General features: G+C 33.6%; 24 protein-coding genes and 1 pseudogene. 8 read left to right on the top strand and 17 right to left on the bottom strand.

From position 1 onward, the window contains the following. The first annotated feature begins 241 nt into the window (after positions 1–241). A complete protein-coding gene (asnB, locus tag MKY70_RS09050; RefSeq protein WP_088031601.1) occupies positions 242–2,065 on the top strand; it encodes an asparagine synthase (glutamine-hydrolyzing) in 1,824 nt (607 codons plus the stop codon). 46 nt (positions 2,066–2,111) lie between these two features. Here the strand turns inward: asnB and MKY70_RS09045 are convergent, their stop codons facing one another. After that, positions 2,112–2,939 (bottom strand): protein phosphatase 2C domain-containing protein, encoded by an 828-nt coding sequence (locus MKY70_RS09045; RefSeq protein ID WP_088031602.1) that lies wholly within the window; start codon positions 2,937–2,939, stop codon positions 2,112–2,114. Between the two features lie 124 nt (positions 2,940–3,063). On the opposite strand from MKY70_RS09045, the gene MKY70_RS09040 reads away from it, so the two are divergent. The 3 genes and pseudogenes from MKY70_RS09040 to MKY70_RS09030 all read left to right on the top strand — a co-directional run. Continuing rightward, entirely contained in the window at positions 3,064–3,474 is a 411-nt protein-coding gene (locus MKY70_RS09040) for a MarR family winged helix-turn-helix transcriptional regulator (protein ID WP_002030991.1), read from the top strand. Further along, entirely contained in the window at positions 3,458–3,787 is a 330-nt protein-coding gene (locus MKY70_RS09035) for a DUF3147 family protein (protein ID WP_002086410.1), read from the top strand. The genes MKY70_RS09040 and MKY70_RS09035 overlap by 17 nt, the downstream gene beginning before the upstream one ends. 19 nt (positions 3,788–3,806) lie before the next feature. Further along, positions 3,807–4,019: pseudogene (locus MKY70_RS09030) on the top strand (alpha/beta hydrolase); the annotation flags it as partial. Positions 4,020–4,058: 39 nt separating this feature from the next. Here MKY70_RS09030 and MKY70_RS09025 read toward each other — a convergent pair. From MKY70_RS09025 to MKY70_RS09000, 6 genes are all read right to left on the bottom strand, one after another. Next, positions 4,059–4,430, bottom strand: a complete 372-nt coding sequence (locus MKY70_RS09025; protein WP_000461762.1) for a hypothetical protein — start codon at positions 4,428–4,430, stop codon at positions 4,059–4,061. An 89-nt stretch (positions 4,431–4,519) separates the two neighbouring features. Further along, entirely contained in the window at positions 4,520–5,095 is a 576-nt protein-coding gene (locus MKY70_RS09020; protein ID WP_088031604.1) for a histidine phosphatase family protein, read from the bottom strand. A gap of 123 nt (positions 5,096–5,218) precedes the next feature. After that, positions 5,219–6,310, bottom strand: coding sequence for a serine hydrolase (locus tag MKY70_RS09015; protein WP_002086414.1), 1,092 nt, complete (start codon positions 6,308–6,310; stop codon positions 5,219–5,221). A gap of 100 nt (positions 6,311–6,410) precedes the next feature. Next, entirely contained in the window at positions 6,411–7,046 is a 636-nt protein-coding gene (locus MKY70_RS09010) for a cupin domain-containing protein (RefSeq protein ID WP_002193122.1), read from the bottom strand. A gap of 162 nt (positions 7,047–7,208) precedes the next feature. Then, a complete protein-coding gene (locus MKY70_RS09005; protein ID WP_000109008.1) occupies positions 7,209–7,370 on the bottom strand; it encodes a hypothetical protein in 162 nt (53 codons plus the stop codon). 65 nt (positions 7,371–7,435) lie between these two features. Further along, positions 7,436–7,552 (bottom strand): hypothetical protein, encoded by a 117-nt coding sequence (locus MKY70_RS09000; RefSeq protein WP_002031004.1) that lies wholly within the window; start codon positions 7,550–7,552, stop codon positions 7,436–7,438. A 131-nt stretch (positions 7,553–7,683) separates the two neighbouring features. Between MKY70_RS09000 and MKY70_RS08995 the strand changes: the two genes are divergently transcribed. Further along, positions 7,684–8,106: a YfmQ family protein gene (locus MKY70_RS08995; RefSeq protein ID WP_002011948.1), complete on the top strand. Its 423-nt coding sequence runs from the start codon at positions 7,684–7,686 to the stop codon at positions 8,104–8,106. Positions 8,107–8,159: 53 nt separating this feature from the next. On the opposite strand, the gene MKY70_RS08990 is transcribed toward MKY70_RS08995, so the two are convergent. From MKY70_RS08990 to MKY70_RS08970, 5 genes are read right to left on the bottom strand one after another with little or no spacing between them, the layout of a single operon-like run. Beyond that, a complete protein-coding gene (locus MKY70_RS08990) occupies positions 8,160–8,993 on the bottom strand; it encodes a hypothetical protein (RefSeq protein ID WP_088031605.1) in 834 nt (277 codons plus the stop codon). Between the two features lie 20 nt (positions 8,994–9,013). After that, positions 9,014–10,276, bottom strand: a complete 1,263-nt coding sequence (locus tag MKY70_RS08985) for an MBL fold metallo-hydrolase (RefSeq protein ID WP_140152323.1) — start codon at positions 10,274–10,276, stop codon at positions 9,014–9,016. Next, complete coding sequence (locus MKY70_RS08980; protein WP_002031009.1) at positions 10,273–11,943, bottom strand: ABC transporter permease; 1,671 nt, start codon at positions 11,941–11,943, stop codon at positions 10,273–10,275. The genes MKY70_RS08985 and MKY70_RS08980 overlap by 4 nt, the downstream gene beginning before the upstream one ends. A gap of 12 nt (positions 11,944–11,955) precedes the next feature. Next, positions 11,956–12,981, bottom strand: coding sequence for an ABC transporter substrate-binding protein (locus MKY70_RS08975; protein ID WP_002086426.1), 1,026 nt, complete (start codon positions 12,979–12,981; stop codon positions 11,956–11,958). Then, a complete protein-coding gene (locus MKY70_RS08970; RefSeq protein ID WP_002141170.1) occupies positions 12,959–13,951 on the bottom strand; it encodes an ABC transporter ATP-binding protein in 993 nt (330 codons plus the stop codon). The genes MKY70_RS08975 and MKY70_RS08970 overlap by 23 nt, the downstream gene beginning before the upstream one ends. A gap of 161 nt (positions 13,952–14,112) precedes the next feature. On the opposite strand from MKY70_RS08970, the gene MKY70_RS08965 reads away from it, so the two are divergent. Beyond that, complete coding sequence (locus tag MKY70_RS08965) at positions 14,113–15,006, top strand: LysR family transcriptional regulator (protein ID WP_002126660.1); 894 nt, start codon at positions 14,113–14,115, stop codon at positions 15,004–15,006. 40 nt (positions 15,007–15,046) lie between these two features. On the opposite strand, the gene MKY70_RS08960 is transcribed toward MKY70_RS08965, so the two are convergent. Together MKY70_RS08960 and MKY70_RS08955 are read right to left on the bottom strand one after the other, a co-directional pair. Continuing rightward, complete coding sequence (locus MKY70_RS08960; protein WP_002086429.1) at positions 15,047–15,571, bottom strand: DUF4398 domain-containing protein; 525 nt, start codon at positions 15,569–15,571, stop codon at positions 15,047–15,049. Between the two features lie 109 nt (positions 15,572–15,680). After that, on the bottom strand, positions 15,681–16,949 hold the full coding sequence (locus MKY70_RS08955) for an MFS transporter (protein WP_002031019.1): 1,269 nt from the start codon (positions 16,947–16,949) through the stop codon (positions 15,681–15,683). 117 nt (positions 16,950–17,066) lie between these two features. On the opposite strand from MKY70_RS08955, the gene MKY70_RS08950 reads away from it, so the two are divergent. Beyond that, positions 17,067–18,281, top strand: coding sequence for a helix-turn-helix domain-containing protein (locus MKY70_RS08950; RefSeq protein WP_002086431.1), 1,215 nt, complete (start codon positions 17,067–17,069; stop codon positions 18,279–18,281). A 66-nt stretch (positions 18,282–18,347) separates the two neighbouring features. Then, positions 18,348–18,527: an H-type small acid-soluble spore protein gene (locus tag MKY70_RS08945; RefSeq protein WP_001025736.1), complete on the top strand. Its 180-nt coding sequence runs from the start codon at positions 18,348–18,350 to the stop codon at positions 18,525–18,527. A gap of 55 nt (positions 18,528–18,582) precedes the next feature. Here MKY70_RS08945 and MKY70_RS08940 read toward each other — a convergent pair whose 3' ends face one another. The 3 genes from MKY70_RS08940 to MKY70_RS08930 all read right to left on the bottom strand — a co-directional run bounded on the left by MKY70_RS08940 (position 18,583) and on the right by MKY70_RS08930 (position 21,982). Further along, positions 18,583–19,410, bottom strand: a complete 828-nt coding sequence (locus MKY70_RS08940; protein ID WP_088031607.1) for a class C sortase — start codon at positions 19,408–19,410, stop codon at positions 18,583–18,585. A 21-nt stretch (positions 19,411–19,431) separates the two neighbouring features. Beyond that, a complete protein-coding gene (locus MKY70_RS08935) occupies positions 19,432–20,232 on the bottom strand; it encodes a class C sortase (RefSeq protein ID WP_088031608.1) in 801 nt (266 codons plus the stop codon). A 91-nt stretch (positions 20,233–20,323) separates the two neighbouring features. Then, complete coding sequence (locus MKY70_RS08930) at positions 20,324–21,982, bottom strand: SpaA isopeptide-forming pilin-related protein (protein WP_060751587.1); 1,659 nt, start codon at positions 21,980–21,982, stop codon at positions 20,324–20,326. Positions 21,983–22,001 lie beyond the last annotated feature (19 nt).

The following is a 22,001-nucleotide window of genomic DNA, read 5'->3' as shown; positions in this document are numbered from 1 at the left end:
AAGCTTTTACACCCTATATAACGTTTTGGAAATTTTTTTCTCTCATCTTTTTTATTTTTTGTATGTAATGGAATACTTTTCCTTAACCATTGTCTCATATAAATATAAGCTTGAAGAAAATTTTCTCAAGTCTGTAATTCAATTAGTGTAGTACACTATTTATGCAGACACTCTTTAACCTGGTGTACATTTCATTTAATTAATCTACTTTTATAATTTTAAATTAGGAGATGAGATTTGTATGTGTGGAATTACAGGTTGGGTAGATTGGAAGAAAGATCTTTCAAATGAACATGTTATTTTAGAAAAGATGGCGAATAGTATTCAGCATCGCGGTCCTGATGCTGAAGGATTTTGGTTTTCACCTCATGCGGCCTTTGCACACCGACGTTTAATTGTTATTGACCCAGAAGGCGGGACGCAGCCAAAAACATTCCGTGCCGGTGATTATACGTATGCTCTTACTTATAATGGAGAAATTTATAATTTTCGTGAACTGAGAGAACAGCTTCGAAAATGTGGGCATGCATTTGAAACGCATTCAGATACAGAAGTATTACTACATGCTTATTTAGAATGGAAAGAAGACTGCGTACAACATTTAAACGGAATTTTCGCTTTCGCCTTATGGGATGATCAGAAGCAACAACTGTTTTTAGCACGTGATCATTTAGGCGTAAAGCCACTCTTTTATACAGAAAGAAATGACAGTATTATTTTCGGATCTGAAATAAAAGCATTATTAGCTCATCCATCTGTTCCTGCTGAAATTGATGCGGACGGCATAAATGAAATATTTGGATTAGGCTTATTTCGAACTCCAGGATGTGGCGTCTTTAAACATATTCAAGAAGTTCGTGCTGGACATTCTATAACATTCACACGTGATAAAAAAGTAGTTAAGAAGTATTGGAATTTAGAAAGTAAGATCCATACAGACTCTACCCAAGACACATCTTCTCATATTTTATCTATTTTACAAGATACAGTAAAAAGACAATTAATTGCTGATGTTCCCCTCGTTTGTATGTTATCAGGCGGATTAGATTCTAGTGGTATTACTGCACTGGCAGGTAAAGAATTTAGAGAGGAACACAAAACACTTCACACATATTCAATCGATTTTTTAAATAGCGCGAAAGATTTCGAACTGACATTTGCTCGAACTGGTTTAGACGCTCCTTGGGTAAAACGTGTTTCTGAACATGTAGGGACATCGCATCATGACATTATTGTGAATGCTGAAGAGTTAGCAAATCACTTATTCGTTCCCCTTCACGCGAAAGACTTACCCAGTGCTGGCGAAATGGAAACTTCACTTTATTTACTATTTTGCGAAATGAAAAAAGATGCAACCGTAGCTTTATCTGGAGAATCTGCTGATGAAGTATTCGGGGGATATCCTTGGTTTCATCAAGAAGAACTATTATATGTAGATAAGTTTCCGTGGTTAACAAACTGGAAAAACACATCTTCTCTATTATTAAACGACGTAACAACTCAATGTAATCCTGAGCAGTATATTAATAAACGATTCCATGAAGCTGCTCTTGAAGTACCTACTCTTGAAGGTGAAAGTAAAAAATCCGCGAAACAACGTCAAATGTTTTATTTATTTTTAACACGATTCCTTCCGTTCTTACTCGACCGTAAAGACCGTATGAGTATGGCTGTAGGATTTGAAGTTCGTGTACCGTTTTGCGATTATAGATTAGTTGAATATTTATGGAACGTTCCTTTCAACATAAAAAGTATTGATAATATTGAAAAAGGAATTTTACGTAGGGCACTGAAACCAGCTTTACCTGATGACGTACGAAATAGAAGAAAAAGTGCTTATCCAACTTCACAAGATCCACACTACTTACAAACAATCCGTAATTTAACACTTGATATGTGTAGTAATAAAAACAATCCTGTTTTCTCACTCATTAACCATTCCATATTACTTGCAATTGCTGATCAAAGTAACAAAGAGATTACCAATTTTGAAGCAAGAAGTGCTATGGAGTATATGCTACAAGTAAATGAATGGTTAAAAACGTATCATATTCATATTGCTTAACAAAAAAGAGTTCAAGGACAAAAACCCTTGAACTCTCTTTCATTTATTAATTGGCACATTGTCTATTTTCAGTATCGATGGACCATCCAATAATAGTGGCACAATCTCTACCTTTCCACTGAAGTACATTTGTTAATACAGGCTCAATCTGTAAACAAGATCCGTCGTGTAATATTTCTACTAAAGATTGATCATCATCAAACTTTAGTTTATCACACTCTAAAATACCATCCGTTGCCATTACAATGTGATTCTGACCTTTTTCTAATCCCCTTACCCCTGATGTAAAACAAGGTGTATTCGCTGCAAAAACATTTTTTCTTCCTATGTATTCATAGTTCTTACGCTTATTTAGCCTACCTTTTCCATTTTTCGTTTGCTCTGAATGGAATAAATACGCGAAGCAATCACCAACTGATAGCCAATATAAGAACTCACCTTTTCGTAAACAAATTAAACATGCAAGTTCCTCATCATCTTGGTCACATTTCTCGATAAAGAGCTCATCTGTAAATAACGCTAATAAATACATATGTGTATGATGAAATGCTAAATGGATTGGGTATGAAAATAACTCTTTTAGTTTTTCTTCTCTTTCTAAAATCGCTTCTATTATATAATGTATATTTTTCGTTTTATGATGTGTATCAAAAATCATAACAAATTCAAATTCTAATTTCGGATCCCACCAAGCTAGCACTGCATCTCCTCTTTCATATGCATCACTCTCTTGATTTCCTCCATATACGCCGACTGAAAGAGGACCACATTTTTCAACATGTATTTGATCTACATACATCTTTTCATGACTAATCCATTTAAATGTATTCACAGCTATCATCCTCTCTCTTGCTAAATGTATACCTTTACACATAGATTACCTTATATTTCAATAAAAATAAACTTTTTCAACATTTTTAATGAAAATAAAAGGATTTTACCTCTGAATCAACGAATATATCTTACTATACGATATAAAAATAGGAGGATTTATCATTATGAAAGACATTAATCAACATTGGGAAAGTATTTATTATCACTTACGATATGAATATGAAGACAACCTTTCTCACCAAGCTATTCGTATTTTACAAATCGTTTCTCGTGAGAAAGATATAACAATTGGAAAAGTTGCTACTGAGCTTAGTCTCTCTCATAACACAGCATCTGAACACGTAAAGCGCCTTATTCAAAAAGGATTTATTATAAAAGAAAGAAACAAACACGATGAAAGGGTTGTAAACCTTACTTTAACGAAAGAAGGCATTGAAGTATTAGAAAAGCATACTTTACTAGATAAAGAAAAGATAAAAATATTAGAATCACAGTTATCAAAAGAAGAACAACAATTAATTGAAAAAGCCTTTTCGTTATTAGCGAAGGAGGCAAAATATGCATTTCCTCGTTAAAGTAATCGTTTCGGCACTTATTATCGGCGTTATTACTGAAGTCGCTAAACATTATAGTACGATAGGCGGCTTTATTGCTGCCCTTCCACTCGTTAGTTTACTAAGCCTATTTTGGATTTCTTTCGAAGGTGGGAGTAAACAAGAATTAAGTCAATTCGCTTTAGGCGTATTATATGGATTTCCTGCATCCGCACTACTATTATTTATTGTTTATATCGGTTTAAAGAACTCCTTTTCACTTAGTACATCTATACTCTTCGGCATATGTGCCTGGTGTATCGTCTTTACTTGCCAAAAAGTATTTCAAGCTTAGGGGGAATTACTATTAATAGATCAGTAGAGATCCTCAATATTCTATTGCTCAATTGATTGAGGGCGGTATGCCAAAAGAAGAAGCTACACAACTTGAAGATATGTGGCAAGAACTTATTCGTGAACAATTAAATCTCTCAATAAACAGCCAATACATTTTGGCTGAACATGCTAGTCACGGGATAGAAAACGATCGTCCAGATGCTATCATTGAAGCCATTCACTTATTGTAAATAAAAAAAGGAAGCAACTAAAGCTGCTTCCTTACTTATCTATTCATAGTCTTCTTCATCATCGACTTCTTCATAATACGAACTCCCATTGCTTACATATATAGGACCGTTCGCAACATCAATACGTAGTACCCATGCCCATGGCACAGCTAAACGTTTATGTATTGCTCTCCAAAAGTTCATTGATTTTCTTTCGTACTCCTGGAACTCCTGAAGTAACTCTTTATAGGAGGAACCGTCTAACTGAATATTTGCTTCTAATAAACGAGAATGGGCATAGTACTGTAACTCTAGTTCAGCAGCAATCTCCATTTCTTCTTCCGTTGCCATACCTATAATTGCTCCATCTGCTGGTGCGATTTCATATACGTTGTGAACTTCAATAAGCCCTTCTTTCTCTTTCTCAAACATGTAAACAGCCTCCTTTAACCAATATTTTTTATGTTACAAAGTCATACTTCTACAATACCTTCTCCCTTTCCTCTTTTTTTGATAAACTTTTACAAATTATTTATCTGATAATCTGTAGACTGTATTCTTTCAGCAGAACTGAAACAATTATTATCAAAAGTTAATTTATACACATCAGGCATATGAAGGGTTTTCCAAAACTGAAAATCATATTTCGAATCAAAATAATTCATTAGTAATACCATAATATTCCCATGAGTGCCTATTACAATATTCTTCCCTTTATATTTTCCCAATATATTTTGCATACATAATACAGCACGCCTCTGCGCTACATCATTTGATTCCCCGCCTTCGTATGCAAAAGTCCAGTCTTCCCATACCTTCTGAATAGCATCGTTAAAATCTGTTACTGGCTCTTTACTTAATAACCTTTCCCGTAAATCTTCTTCCAGTTGTATTGATAAATTATATGTATTCGCAATTCCTTGCACGGTTTGAATCGCCCTTTTATACGGGCTAGAAATAACAACATCAATGTTTTTATCCTTTAACAAACTTGTTACATTACCTGCATCAATCTCTCCTTCTTCAGATAAGGGACGTTCCCTTTCTTCCTTTGTATATGTAGAGTGAGCGTGGCGAACGAAATATACTGTAGTCATTATTCAACTTCCTTTCTTAGTTTCAATCTATATTCCATGCAGTAAATAGGAAATCCTGTATCATGAATAGAAAAGAGCGCCTTTTAAAAAGCGCTCTTTTGTTTACATAATAAAATTATTCCATTATAACTTTCTTCTGAATTCTTCATCTGTTATAGCATCTTGAATAAAATAATCTATATTATTTCTCAGCTTTTGATATGCAACTTGATCTTCTATATCGTTAAACATAATTACAACTTCTACCTTATTCCCTTTCTTATCTGTAGTATACAAACTTTTTGTCAATACGAATGCGGTAGAACCACCTTTTTGACCAGCATATTCCAACTTACTATTTTCAACTGTTCCTTTAAAAACATTATCAATTTCATCTTGCATTGATTTTGGAAAATAATTTCTACTATTTATCTTTTCCATTAAACTCAAATAATCTTTAGCATTTGCACTCACTAATCGATCTGACCAAATACGCTGGAATTCCATATCTATTTTTAATGGTATATCACGTTTCTTCCATTCACTTTCATCTTTCATCCATTCATGTATTTGTAACACGTGTTTATTATATTCATCATTAGACATGTTACGTATCATTTCTAACGATTGATTTTCTGGCTCATTAAGCTCTTTTTCTACATACCCTCTCATATATAGTGAAGCAGTATACGAAGAGAACTTGTCATGACTAGTAAGTTCTAACTCTTTTAAACTATCATTTACTCTTTCTATTCCAAGCTTATCTAACAAATACGTTGTATTCGCATTAGAACTATAATGAATCATCCCTTTAGCCACTTCTTCTAAAGCAATCTGTCCATTTTGCACTAACTCCCTTACTTTTGAATCTTCTAACCAGTCAGGATGCGCTCCACCATCAGTGTTTTTAACATAATATTTTTCTAAATCCTGCAATGAAATTTGTTCATCTCGACTTATTTTTCCTTCTGACACTTGCTTAGCAAATTCAACTGCTATTACGATTTTTGCCGTACTTGCTAATGGTAATTTTTTATTTTCATTTACAGATGTTACTACTTCACCGTTTTTTCTAATAAGTAATGAACATGTTTCATCACCTTTATGTTCTTTTATGTAGTTTAATACGTAATCAGGATCTTCTTTTGACAAATAGTACTTCATAATAACAAAGAAAGCTATAACAGCTACTACAATCACTCCTGCAACAATTCCTATAATCTTTAATATGTTCACAATATGCCCCCTCTATAAATTCCCTTCTATATAATAAATATAACGAATAAAAATACAAAATTATACAAAATAGAGTAACTCTTCCTAAAAAAAGAAAGAGTTACTCTATTTCACATGATGTTATTTGTCCATTTAACGTAACAACTATATTTGAGTCGTCACTTTCTTTAACGCTATTTAGTCGATTTGAGTTAGGAGGACCAATTACAACTGACTCCTTAATTGGCGAAAGGTCCTTTCCTAATTTTTCTGCACTTACACCGTATGCAGCTTGAAATACTTCTGGCGGTGTTAATCTAAGTATGTCTGATCCCTCTGCTGTTTCAAACTGATCGTTATTAAAGAACAAATGTAATTGTACTTCTTCTGTTACCGCTGTAATCCAATGCCACCATCCCATTGGAATAAAGACAGTTTGCCCCGCTTTCACATGATAATTTTGCAATTGATTCGTTTCGGGATTTAAAATGGATGTAACTGCTTCTCCTGATACAACAACATCTAATTCCCACGCATTCGGATGCCAATGTGGTTCCCGCATATGCCCTTTCGTCATAAATAAATCAACAAACGCCCCTCCTATCATCGCAGGTAACTGCGTTGAGGTAACTTCATATGCAACGTTTTTCTCATCTCTTTTAAAAAAGACATTTTTTCTCGAATCAAAGAAAAGATTTGGCGTTCCTGAGCTTTTCTTTAAATTTTTATTATCTGGAACATAACCTGAACTACTCATTTTATCCCTCTTTTCCACTCCGAACATTTCTACTTTCACACTGTATCGTATGGAAAAAATGTATGAATGTGCCTATCATTCACATAACAAAAAAAACATGCCTTCATGATGAGAGCATGTTTTGTGATTTTTTTCACATTATTTAGTTAAAAAATAAACTTTTTACTTACCATGATGTAACATTAAATCACTAAGTTCTTCTTCAATGTGATTTAATTTCGCAACTCCTTCTTTCCACTTATGAATATAACGCGATACCCCGACAATAAATAAAACAATAATTGTAGAAAGAATAATACCATATACGATTGTTACAGTACTCATAGTTACACTTCCTTATAATTAGTAATGTTGTTATTAGTTATATTTTTATTATAAACCTTTTTCTTTTAAAATACTTCGATTTCAACTTTTTGTAACAAAATTGATTTTTCTAATATTTCGTTCATAAAAATGGAATATTTTTCACAAATTATACAAAACTTCACCATATGTACTATTGCCACATGAGTTATATTGTTAAATAGGATAAAGTGAAATTTTAGTCAGTACGGGGTATCTATCCCACACTGATTATTAGCCCGCACCAACCAGGATTTTACGGACCGTTACTGTGGGATAAAGGGGATGAAATACTATGACGACTTGGTTTATTGTAATGTTAGTTGTATTTGGAGCATTTAAAATTATTGTTTCTAGCCTTCCTAACTCTGCTATTGAATCCATTATTAGCAAGTACGAAACACATCCACAACTTGAAGAAGAGAATGTGACTGTTACAATCAATGGAAATAACTTAGAAGGCGAAAAGAAATCCAAAATTATTCATGATTTTAACGAAGGATTATTTTTAGATCGCTATTATGCACCACCACACAATGAAGGCACTCCTTTAATTATCAATGCAAAACGTGGCAAAAAAGATTTTACATTTTATATTTATAGTCATGAAGAGCATGTTGATGTAGTAAAACAACATAAAAAGAAGGTAGTTGCTTATAGTTTACGCTCTAAAAACCTTCAAAATAATGATATGTTCGTGTCAGCTGATTTAGCTTAATACTCATATATTAGAAGAAGGAATCCATGGCACATGGATTCCTTCTTTCCTATTTACTGAAAAATAAGCTCTGTCTTCAAACTATCTTTCGGTAACAACCATCCTTTTTGTCCTAAACTCTTCATTAATAATTCTCTTTGTTTTGTTGCAATACTTTCCTCATTTGTTTTAAACGACACTTCTATTACGAAGTCATCTTCTATCTTCCCGGTATTACTTAATGGCCAAATTTCAATATTCGTTTTTATATTTTCAAATTCACCTGTATACCGTTTCATTAATACAGGACCATAAATGTGAGAATCCTTCAGCATCTCTTCTCCCCAATTCGTATACAACCATTTGTTCATTTTCCCTGGTAACTTTTCTATTAACATATTTTGAGCAGCTTGCTCATTTGGTAAATCAAGTATCCCATATCCTTTAGCACTATAACTTTTCTTATTTGAAATACTTAATGTTTTCTTCTCAAATCCCCAATCTATTTCTGCCTCATAGTTATCAGTTTTACTATCAAATCCATCCTTCTTAGCTACTTCTAATGCATCTTGAATCATAACATTTTGAATCGGGTATCTCTTTTTATATGTTAGCTCAAAATCTTTACTAAATTCTTTCTTTCGAATTCTCGCAAACCAACCTTCATTACTTAAACTTTTATTCGCTGTATCTAAAAATTGCACTTGTATTCTTTCATAATTTGTACCAGCCTGGAAATATTCTAGTACCTCTTGGTTCATCTCTTTGTTATAACCTAATACTTGTTCTGGCTTTAATAATAACTTCACTTCAAAACTGGGTTTCATTGGACTAGCAGCAAACCCTTCCTTAACGTTATAAAGGAAACAACAAAAGAAAATGTTTACGAATACAAATACTTTTTTCATATACCAATCTCCTTTACATTTTATATGACTTCTACACATTCCATTGCAAGTGAATACACATTTTCATATCCTGCTATGCTAAGCTTTTCCTGCAATCGATCCGTATCCTCTTTCAAAGCATGTACTAACACCGTATGTTCTGGTAATAGTGTATTTAACATTTCCTTAACGTCACTTATACTTTGATGAACTTTATATGGAACTCGCTTCACCCTACATTCTTTACCTACACGTTCCTTCAAAACTTTTTCTGCAAAACTTCCTTTAGCAATATGTCCAGTAAAGATAATCGAATTTCGTTCTTCATGCCGAAGTTGTTCATAATACAACTGTGCTCGTTTCGTTTGCATATTCGCATCACTCATTACAACTATTCCGTAACTATTTTGCATACAAATTTCCTTATCCATAACTATTATGTTTCTTTTTAAATCCTCCACAACCCGTTCAAGTTTTTCATTATTTTTTAGCCAATCTTTATATATGAACATTTCTTCAAAACCAACCAAAATTTCTTTATCTACTATAAGCGGAAACTCTTTATATCGTTCATATAAATACAATACTATATCTTGCGCCCTACCAAGTGAGGGCAGTGGTAGTAATGCCGTTCCTTTATTTTGAGCAACTCGTTCAATTTCTGCACATAATTCGTCTACTCGTTCCTTTTGTGAAACATCATCAGTGTGATAAGCGGCATCTACAATTGCAATTTTTATATCGCTTCGCAAATTTTCAGGTAAATTAGCTCGTAGTATATTAGATTCTGCTGAATAATCACCAGAATAAAATACGTATGTATTACACATATCCACTAAAAACCAAACAGCTCCTAATACATGCCCACTATACCCCCATTGAAACCGCAACGTTGGTGTAATCTGTATCCATTCATTTGGATTACTAATCTCATCAATACATACATAATTTAGATCTTTAATATTTTGATCGTTATAAGGTAAATTCCACCCTTTTGAAAGATTGTAGTTTCCCCATTTTTCAAAATAAGCTGGAAGTTGCTCCTTCGTATAACGAGTCGTCCAAATTTTTTTCTTATATCCATACTTCGTCAATAAAGGTAAACCCATCGTATGGTCTTCATGAATATGTGATAAAAATACTGCATCCAAAAATGGAACAACTTCTCTTTCTATTTTAGGATAACTATCCTCATATGATCGATTAATACCACAATCAAATACTATTTTTGTCTCTTTATTTTTTACAAAATAGCAGGAACGACCGTATTCTCCCGCTCCTCCCCATACTTCCATCCTCATCATGCTACCCCTTTTCGTTTTTGCTCCATATGTTGCAGAAGTAATAAGCACATTGTTGTAAGCCCAACAGAAACAACAGCCATTGCCATTCCTATAGATACTTCTCCTTGTTCAAATTGAGCAAAAATAAACGTTGCTGACGTTTCTACTGATGGAGGTAGTACGAGAAGCGATGCTACTAACTCTCTTATCGAAATCGTAAATGTCATCGCCCATCCAGCAAGAATTCCTGGAATAATAAGCGGCAATATTATTTTTCTAAAAATATAAATATAATTCCCAGAAAAAATACTTCCTGCCTGTACAAGAGAATCATCAATTTGTCCGAGCGATGCTTTTACATACTGCACCGTATAAGGTAAAAAGAGAACAACATACGTTACGATAACCATGACTGGTGTATTGTAAATTGACATAGGCATATAGGGTGAATTCCAAAATAAAATAAGCCCTACAACCATCACTATTCCTGGTACCATATTCGGTAACATGCCGCACATATCAAGCCATTTTTCAGAGGACTTTTTCCCCTTTCGAATCATAAGCGCCAAAAATACGCCAATAATTACAGCAACAATCGCCGTTACGAGTGAAAAAAGAAAACTGTTCCATAAAGCTTCTAATCCCGGAGAACCAATTGTAAATAATGCTTCATAATGGCTTGTTGTAAAGTTATTAAAATGTAAGCCACCGCCTCTTAACTTCGACAAAGAAGCAATAAGTATAGAAAAGTATGGGATTCCAATTGCTACTATTAGTAAGCCAATTACATAAACCCATGCTATAACGCGCGCAAATATAGACAAAGTATACCTTTTAGATTTCACACCTTTTCCACTAACCATTGCATATGTATACTTTCGATTCAATACATTTTGCATATACCAAATGAGCATACAGGCACTAAGTAATAAAGAAGATAATGCTGTGGCACTGCCAAAATCAATCGGCCAACTAGAGATAAATTTATGAATCTCAGATGTTAACACATGGAATCCTATTCTACGTCCGAATGTAGCTGGTGTTCCAAATTCAGCAATCGTCTTTACGAAAATGAGTAAAGCACCCATTACATAACTTGATAACAATAACGGTAGTATTATTTTTCTTAAACGATAGAAAAAACTTCCACCATGAACTGCTGCCGCTTCTTCTTTACTACTCCCAATCTGAAGTAACGTGTTTTTCAACATGAAGTAAAGGAATGGGAATAAATGCAGACTCATAATTAAAACCATACCGCCTAAACTAAAAAACGATGATGAAATCGGCTTTAAAGCCGGAAAAAATTGTTCAAAATAACCGTTAGGTTGCATGAACAAAATCCAGCCCATCGATCCGATATAGGGCGGGGTCATAAATGGGATCATAAAAACAATATCTAACTTACTATACTTTCCTACATCTGTTTTGCTCATAATGAACGCCAATGGAAACGCAAATATTGTAGCTCCTATTACAACGAGTACACCTAGAAGCATCGAATTTAGAAAAATCCCAGCTAATCCACCACTCTGCATGACTTCAAAAGGCTTTAAAAAATTCCAACTGCTATTTTCATATACACTAGAAAATAAAATGAGAAAAAGCGGAATGACGATTAACATCGCCACAAGTAACAACGCTACTGTCATTCCAACTTGTCTTACTGATACGAATCGATTTACCATGTAATCACCATCTTATTGAAATACTTTCTTAAATTGTTTTGCTATTTCATCTTGTTCTTTCTCAACTGTTTTCCAATCAATATTTAATACTGGAATCTCTTCTACATTCGGTCTATTTTCAGCTTTTATATCTTTTCTACCTGGCAACAAATACGCTTTAGAAACTTGTTTTTGCACATCATCTGATAATAAATAATCAATAAACTCTTTTGCACCTTCTACATTTTTACTATCCTTCATAATGCCTGCTGCACGTGGACTAATGACTGTTCCGCTTTTTGGATATACGATATCAACCGGTTCACCCTTTGCTTTTGCACTGTACGTCATATAGTCAACACCCGCAATTACCATATCTTTCGCACCTGTTACAACTGGGTCTAACGCTTCTTGGTTTGCCCCAGCTACTGTAACTTCATTTTTCTTAAGCTGTTCAAATAAATTCCATCCATCTTGTCCATTCTTTTTCACATATCCTGTTACAAAGTCTAAAGCTGAACCTGAAAGTGCTGGATCTGGAAGATTCACTTTCCCTTTCCATTCTCCTTTCGTTATATCGCTCCAATCTTCAGGTGCTGTCTTCACATTTTTTGTGTTATACACAATTCCTAATGCTGAAGCACTATATCCAAAATAATGTCCTTTATCATCCGACCATTCAGAACGAAGCTTATCAGCTTGTTTTGCTTCTTTATAAGCTAACGTTTGCCCATCTTTTTTTAATCCTTCCATCGCTGGTAAAGAAGCAAGTACGACAACGTCAACGACTGGATTTTTCTTTTCAGCCTCCATTCTTGCTAAAATCTTACCTGTTGTTCCTTGAAACATTTCTACTTTTATCCCTGTTTTCTTTTCAAAGTCCTTTTGAATTTTTTCTGCTAATCCTTTTGGTCCTGCACTATATACAACGATTTTCTTTTCATTAGCGTTTTTATTTTTTGCATCTACACTGCCTGTCTTTGAGCTACAACCTGTTACTACAGCAGAAAATAGTAAAGTACATACAAATAAAGACTTAAGCGAACTGAATTTCTTCATACGATTCTCCCCCTATATGATGAATACATTTTTTTGGTACATATAACGATACCGGTTTACCAACGCTTAGCTTACTATTGTGATAAGCTGTCCATACACCGAGTGTCCCCATGTTTACTTTCACTTCATAACGTTCTCCTACATATGTAACGTGCTGAACTTCACCTGTATACATTTCGCACAAGTCATTTTTTGTCCAGCTCACATGCTCTGGACGAATCATTTTTTTCCCCTCTACAAGCCAATTTGCCTTACCAACAAATTTTGCAACAAATTCATGAGACGGTTTCACATAAATGTCTTCTGGTGTTCCTTTTTGTAATACTTCACCCTGCTTCATGACAATAATTTGGTCTGACATTGACATAGCTTCTGTTTGATCATGTGTTACATACAATGCCGTTAAACCAATTGAATGAACGATGTCCATAAGTTCTAATCGCATTTCTTCTCGCAAAATTGCATCGAGTGCACTTAACGGTTCATCGAACAAAATAAAATGAGGTTTCGTTACAATTGCTCTAGCAAATGCGACACGTTGCTGCTGTCCACCTGAGAGTTCATGCGGATATCTTTTCTCCATACCTTGCAAACGAACTCGCTTTATCGCATCTTCTACCTTTTCTCTTAAGTGATTCGTTTGCTTTGTAGCCCTTAAACCAAATGCAACATTTTCAAATACAGTCATATGCGGCCATAAAGCAAAATCTTGAAATACCATGCCGATATTCCGCTCATGAGGAGATGTTTTTATCTTTTTAGCAGAAGAATACATGCACTTATCTCCAAAATATATTTCACCTTTATCCGGTTCCTCAAGCCCTGCAATCATTCTAAGTAAAGTCGTTTTCCCGCATCCTGAAGGTCCTAAAAGTGTGGTGAATTCCCCTTTTTTCATTACAATCTGTAACGGCTTTAACGCCTGTGTTTTCCCAAATGCCTTTTCTAATCCATGAATTTTAATATCCATCGTTTCACCTCTCTCCCCTCATTCTTAACCTGCTTTCATTCTATCTGGAAGTTTTATACTGAATGTTAATGTACTGTAAAGATTAAATTAAAAAATCTCTAATAAACTATTTATTTCTATAGATTTTTTCTATAGTTAGAAGAAAAAGGGGCCAACTTATCATGAATCTCTTAAAATTAGAAATTGTAGTGCTTATTAAGAAATACAAAAAGCTTACTATCGTTGCAGAAAAACTTGGCGTTAAACAACCTACTATTACGTTTCATATAAAAAGCTTAGAAGAGGAACTTGGTGTGCCTTTATTTGAATTACGTTCCGGAAGGTATTTCTTAACAGAAGCTGGCGAGGCATTGCATCATTATGCTTGTAAAATAGATGCACTTATGAAAGAAGCTAGGCGGGTCACACAAGAGTTTAAAGATTTTAATAAAGGCGCTATAACAATTGGTGCTAGTTATGTACCCGCGACTTATCTTTTACCAGAAGTTGTTCACCAATTTCAATGCGAATTTCCAAATATAAAAATAACACTCATAGTAAAAACAGCTCCTGAAATTCGAACGATGCTACAAAATCATGAAATTGATCTCGGGGTAATTTCTGCGGCACCGTTTGACGAACCACTTCTAAAACAAATGAATGTAATGCCTGATACACTTGTTCTTGCCTTTTCCAAAGAACATCATCTTTCTAAAAGAACAAATGTATCATTACAAGATATCGAAAAAGAACGTATATTATTGCATCGTAACCCATCTACAACGAGAGATTTACTTACACAATGGACGTTAGCACATAACATTACATTCCAATCAGAAATTGAACTAGATTCATTAGAAACGATGAAACAAATTTTAAAATATGGTAATGGGGTTGCCTTTATTTCAAAACTTGCTATTGAGCAAGAAGTACAACGAAATGAGCTATGCTATATACCGATCCCTGATTTTGAATTTCAGCGTAATATTTATACCATTCATCATGAGGACAGATGGAATTCTAAAATAATTTCTTTTTTACTACATAGCATTACTTCTTTTGCAGAAAAAAATTAAAAGGCTGTCGTTATACACGACAGCCTTTTAAACTATAACTCTATTTGTTTTTCTTATCCTCAATTTTTGCTTGTGCCTCTTCAGCCTTATCTAATGCTTCTGAAACTTTTTTCTCTTTTTCTTTTACATCATCTATACTATCAACAGCTTTAATTAATTTATCGATTCCTTCTTCATTTACCTTTTTTCGTTTCGCTACTCTTTCATTTACTTTCTCTTCCACATCTTTTGCTTTTTGAAGCATATTCTCTGCATTTGATGTCACAGCTTTTTCAAGTGCATCATCTTTTTTCTTTTGTAACACTTCATTTGCAATATCTTTCGTTTCTAAATACTTACCGTCTTTTAATGCTGTCGCACCGCGATCTAGTAACTGAGCGACTTCTTTATATGCCTTCGCTTCATTTCCTGATTTCTCTTTTTCCGCTTTTTCAAACCACATAATCGCATCACTATATTTTTCATTTTTCAATGATTGCATACCTGTTTCAATATACGTGTCATAATTACTACATCCAGTCATTACGACTAACAGAAAAAGCATTACAAAACTTAATTTTCTCATGATGTTTTCTCCTTTTCTTTGCCTGCTCACTTTACTGTAACATACATGAAAAGGAGTTTCAAAAACTAAAATACTAATATGGTCATTTTTATATTGTTAAAATTTTCTTTTAAACCGATACATCCACTTGTTTTTTCGCCATATGCTGCTTTACTCCAACTAATACAACTAACAATAATCCTCCACCTAATGTCATCATAACAATGCTAGTCGGTAACATATCTAATAATAATCCATATACAATCATTCCAAGCGGTGCGATTGCAGTAGAAATTGTTTCAAGTAGACCGAATACACGTCCTAAATAGTTTGGATCTGTCGTCTTTTGCATATGTACTTGCATCGGGATATTTACAACCATCATTGATATACCGGTTAAAATCATAAAAGTGATATAGTAAATAAAACTTGCTACTTTCGGAATGATAACTAACAACGGAAAGACTGTGCATAAACTCAAGCCCGCAAATAAAAACAGTCCAATATAAACAGAGCGAAACGGATTATTCACTTCTTTACGTACTGATAAAACAATTGCACCAATTAGCATCCCGACTGCTAACATTCCCTCTACAACACCGAGTTGCTTCGAGGATAAATGCAAATTTTTAATAATAATATATGGAAGCGAAACGAAAAGTGCACTCGCAAAAAAGTTTACCCCTACTGCAATTTTCATTAAACCATATATTTCATGCTGTCGTTTCACATATGAAAAACCTTCTTTTATACTCGTCAAGAAATGCTCTTTACTTTCGGCCAATTCTTTTTTATATAAATCAAATACGATGAATAATTGTACAATAACTGCTAAAAAGAATGTAATACTATTTAACAGGAAAAATGTTTTGATTGAAAAGAAACCAAATACAACTCCTCCAATAATCGGCGCTAAAATATTCGATAAAGATGATGCCGTCTGATTTAAAGCACTCGCTTTTTGAATACGCTCCTCATCTACTAAATTAGGAATAGACGAAGTTAATGAAACAGAATAAAAACTTGCACAAATTGATAATAATGCCGCTGATACATAAATAAACAGAAGTGATGGTCCAAATATAGTAGCAAGAATAAACATAATAAGCATTGTTAAGCTACTTAATAAATCAGTGCCAATTACAAGCCATCTTCGGTTCACACGGTCAGCTACAGCACCTGCAATTGGGCCACAGATCATTCTTGGTATTGATCCGCAAATAAGAGTAGTTGCAAACCCCATTCCTGAACCAGTTGTCTTTAATACGTATAATCCCATTGCAAACGTATAAATACCCGCCCCTAACAAGGACGTCATTTTTCCAATCATCATTAAAATAATATTTCTCGTTGCAATCTTCATTTTCCAATCATTTTGACCTATACTTACATCCCCCATTATGACACTCTCCCTTTAAAAGTTAAATTGTGTTAAACTTATTATATATACAACTTTCCAATTTTTACAACGAAAAGTTTAATTATATTTAACTTTTTGATTATAAAGGAGCATATGATGGCTACTCTCGGCGAGAAAATTAAAACGTTACGAAAAGAAAAAAAGCTTACTCAAACTGAATTAGCAGGTTCAGAACTGACAAAAAGTATGTTAAGTCAAATTGAAAATGGAAAAGCTACACCTTCCATGAAAACATTACAATACATCGCTGAAAAACTTGGATGCGAAACGAGTTTTTTACTAGAAGAAGATGATGTAGAAATTGTAGAAATCATTCAACAAATGGAACAACTAATAAAGGCAAATAAATGTGATGAAGTATATGAGACTTTACTACCTATCGTTCAAAAAGAGCTACCTTCTACTTTAAATACCGCTCGTTTATATAAACAATTTGTAACAGCTGCGGCGATTATGAAAGATTACAACATTGAATATTACGTTGAAAAGGCTACTTCTATTTTTGAAAAATATACGTTATACCGGGACAGTACGGAAACAAAATTAAAATTATCCTTTACGATATTCACACGTAAAAAGTATGGTGAATGTTTACAGCTTATAGCTAGTATTAGAAATGATTATGAGGAGAAACATTTAGAAATGGATCTCATTATACATATCGAGTTATGTTTATATGAAGCCATCATTTTACTAGCATGCGGCGATTATGAAACATGTGAAAAAACAATATTAGAGGCACTCGAGTTTTCAAAAAAGCATCAAGTATATTTTAAAACAGACGAATTTTATCGGATTTTATCTTACCAAAAAGTCATTACAGCTGATAAAGAACAATATTTATATTACATAAAAAAATCTGAGCAATTTGCCATTTTTACAGAAGATACTCTATCCATTGCGATTATTGATATTTTAAAAGCTTACTACTACAACACGATTACTAATGAATATACAATCGCATTAAAACATCTAGAACAATTTCGAGAGAAACTAAAAGATGAGCCACTTTTTCAAGACGACGGATTGTATTATCTTGAAAAAGGAAAAGCTTTATACGGATTGAAACATTACGAGGAAGCTTTACAAGCATTGCAACGTGGTATCATGCCGGATTATATGAACCATCCACTTGATCAAGCGTGGCTTACAACAGCAGGTGCATATCGTGCCCTTTGTTATGTAAAACTTAACGATAAAAAAAGGGCTCTGGAGGAAGCTACAGAAGCCGCTCAAAAGATACAATCCTACCCGGATTCCATCTTTTCTTCTTTTATTAAAGAAACATTACAAATAATACAAAAACTTTAAAAATGTCTCTAAATGGTATATTATTCCTCCTTTTTTGCAAAGATAATAATGATGGGAGGAATATAAATGAATATACAACGCGCAAAAGAGCTTTCCGAGTCATCTGAAGAAGCCAATGTCAGTTTTCAAGGCATGCCTGTTATGATTCAACACGTCGATGAAAGCAACGAAACCGCCCGCATATATGAAGTAACAAATCCAAAACGCGAATTAACGGTTCCAGTTAATAGCTTAGAGGAAATATAAAAAATGCCACTTCTTTTTTTTGAAGTGGCATTTTCTTTTATTATATATTTCATCACTAGTTTTTCTTTTTTAGTAAACCATACAGCCCAATACAAATTACAATTAGACCTACTATGCCAAAAGCCAGTTTCTCAAATAAATCTCTTGTTTCATGACTCCTAACTTCTACTATACTTTTGTTTTGTCGTTCAATTTCATTTTGGTCTGTTTCTACTCGCTCTCCATATACTAACAATCGATATTTACTAGATGTATATGGTTCACATGTAAGTAATGTAACTCTATCTTGTCCTTTTATTACACTCAATTTATCAACTTGATTTGGATTAATTATCTCACGCCCAATTACTTTATAAACAAGTTGTTTCCCTAGTACACTGACATAAAATGTGTCGCCATCAGCTAATCGATCCAGGTGGCGAAACATCGTCGCGCCGTGATATCCACGATGTCCTGCTAATACAGCGTGCGTATCTTGTCCACCGATTGGTAAAGAAGTCCCTGCAATTTGTCCGACTCCTTTACTCAAGTTATCTTGACTTGCTCCTAAGTATAATGGTAATTCTTCATCTATTTTCGGAATTGTAATTGTACCAAATACTTCATCTTTATTTATAAAATCTAACTGTTCGTTATTTACTTTTATATCATGAACAAATGGATCATTCATTTTAAAAGTAGTTCTACCTAATAAGCTATTATATGCTTCCATCCTACGAAATTTCTCATTAACATCTTCTACTTTTAAATTATCAACCATTTTCTCATAACTTATTACTCTTGTTTTATATACATAATTGTTTATATAATTAGCAACCGTTGGGTATATAAATAATGAAAGCCCTACGAGGAACAATAATAAACTTATAAATCCCCTTCTCATACACTCACCACTCAATACATACTATTTTCGTTTTTTTAAATAAATCATTAGAAGGACGATACAAATAATAACAGTAGGAAAAACGATCATCCAATCTTCTAAAATGAAAGGTTTTGTAATCATTTCTTTTGCTCCAGCATCATATGGAACCCGGTGTCCTCTCACTAGTAACCTGTGCGTGTTCACTCCATAAGGGGTACATGTAATTAATGTTGCATAATCTTCTCCTTGTACAACTAATAAATCTCCTGTTTCATTTGGTAATACAACTTTTATTTGATCTACCTTATAGGCAAGTACTTTATCTAATGAATGAATATAAAATATATCGTCCTTTTCAACTTTATCTAAATGAGTAAACATGAGTGCTGAAGGTAAACCACGATGCCCCGTTAAAACTGTATGCGTATTTTCTCCCCCTACTGGTAATGAAGATTCGTTCAGTTGTCCAACTCCGCGGGTTAGTACGTCTTCAGTCGTCCCTTGATAAATCGGAAGATTCACATCAATTTTTGGAATTTCTACATATCCCATAACATCACCGATATTTAACATATCTATATGCGAACTTTTGTTCTCATCACTATTTTCATGAAATGGGTCCGAAAATGTTTGCATCGTACTTTGAACTTTTTCATTATATTCCCGTGCTTCTTTCTCCTTACGTTCAATTTCTTCTTTTTGTAAATTACTTACTGCTTCATCGTACGTACTTACTTCCGAATAGTGCGTTCTCGTTGCAAACCAATTACTTGCAATCGGATATAAAAATATACTTAAACCTAGCAAAAATATACTTCCAAAAATAATATTTTTTTTCATAACAGCCTCTTTCGCTACGGATAAAATGTGGAAAAGAGGAAAGCAATATGCCTTTCCTCTTTTCCAAACTCAATTATTATAAAAATATTAATTAAGAATTCTTCACAGGTTTCTTTCTAAAGAAAATAAACGCTGCTGTCACCATTAATAACAAACCAACTACTGTGAATAAAACTGTTCCTATACCACCTGTTTGTGGGATAATCCAGCCGCTTTTATTGTTCTCTACTTGTAGCTCTATTTTTTGATGTTTTTCATCAATCTTAATCTCAATCGGATCTCTTAATTTTTGATATTGCTCTACTGCACCGTCTTCATCTTTATACTTTGGTGCTACCGTTTCAACAATTTGATATTCACCATACGGGATTTCATTCCATGTAATAATACCATTTGCATCAGTGATATCATCCATTTTCTTTTTGTTTACTACTACAATATTTCCCTTTTTATCTCGTAATTCGAATCTTGCACCTTCTAATTTCAGAGACTTATTCTTACCATCAATTTTTTCGATTTTTATATTTCCCATTGTTGGTGTAACCACTACTTCGTTTGATGGTTTTCCATCTTTTTCTGATGAAACATCATCTTTGTTTACAAAATCAAGTACTGCTTTGTTCGGAATTTCCACTCCAGATTGAACATCACCTTTAATTTTTGCAGTAATTTGCAAGTGTAATTCTTTCCCTGTTACTTTCGAAAAATCTTCCACTGAAGCAATAACCTTTTGTCCAGCAACAATTACATTTACAATACTCTCATCAACTTTTTTACCATCAATCATTACAATTGGTGTTCCAACAACCTCTAAACGATCATCTAAAACATCGGTTACAACATAATTTTGATACGTTTGAATATCCTCAGGAAGCAATGTTTTAATATCATACGTATACTCTGTTTCACGATTTATTCCCGCGTTCTTTGAACTGTCGTTAATCGTTTTTTCAATTGTAGGCTCTTTATAGTTCTTTACATCTTTTTCTAACTTAACTAGTTTACCAGTTTCTTTAATAGCAAAAGGATATTCTTCTTTACTTGTTAAATAACCTTTTGGAGCCTTTTCCTCTATAAAATAATAGTTTCCATACTCTAAAGAATCTACACTAATTTTACCATCTAATCCTGTTACTAGTGGAAGTGGTGTTTTTACTTGTGTGTTTGTGCCATCTTCATTTTTTTTGAATAAATGGAATTCCGCACCTGGTAACACACTGTCCCCTTCACCTTTTTTTATTAATTCTACTGAACCACGTTTCGTTTCATTCTTTGGATAAATATGAACATCGTAGTTTAAATCTTTACCGTCTGCACTTGTCATTGGAATATCAACAATAAAAGTACTCTTATCTAATTCAATATGGTCTGGACCTTTAACAGCTTTTACTTCATAACGTCCTAATGGAAGATTATTAAAGACTGCCATTCCATTTGCGTCTGTCACTTTTGTAATAACGCTATCCGTTACTTTATTAATATTTTCTTTTACTACTTTTCCATCAGAAGTTTGTTCAAATGATGTAATACGTTTAATTTCAAATGTTACACCCTTTAAAGGCTTTGCTCCCTCTGGAACACTTTGTCCTTCTTTCCCATTACCCTCTACACCAGGCTTCGCATCTTTATCCTGCTCATACTTATGAATAGTTAAAGTACCTGTACTTTTTGATTCAGCACTAACCGTCATATTCATTAATGTTGAAAAAGCTAAAATGCATATTAAAAATGTGTTAAAAATCTTTTTCATCAAATTCCACTCCCCTATT

The organism is Bacillus sp. FSL R9-9492 (assembly GCF_038007365.1).
In the GTDB taxonomy this organism is placed as follows: Bacteria; Bacillota; Bacilli; order Bacillales; family Bacillaceae_G; genus Bacillus_A; species Bacillus_A mycoides.
This window is presented reverse-complemented; position numbering and strand designations above follow the sequence as displayed.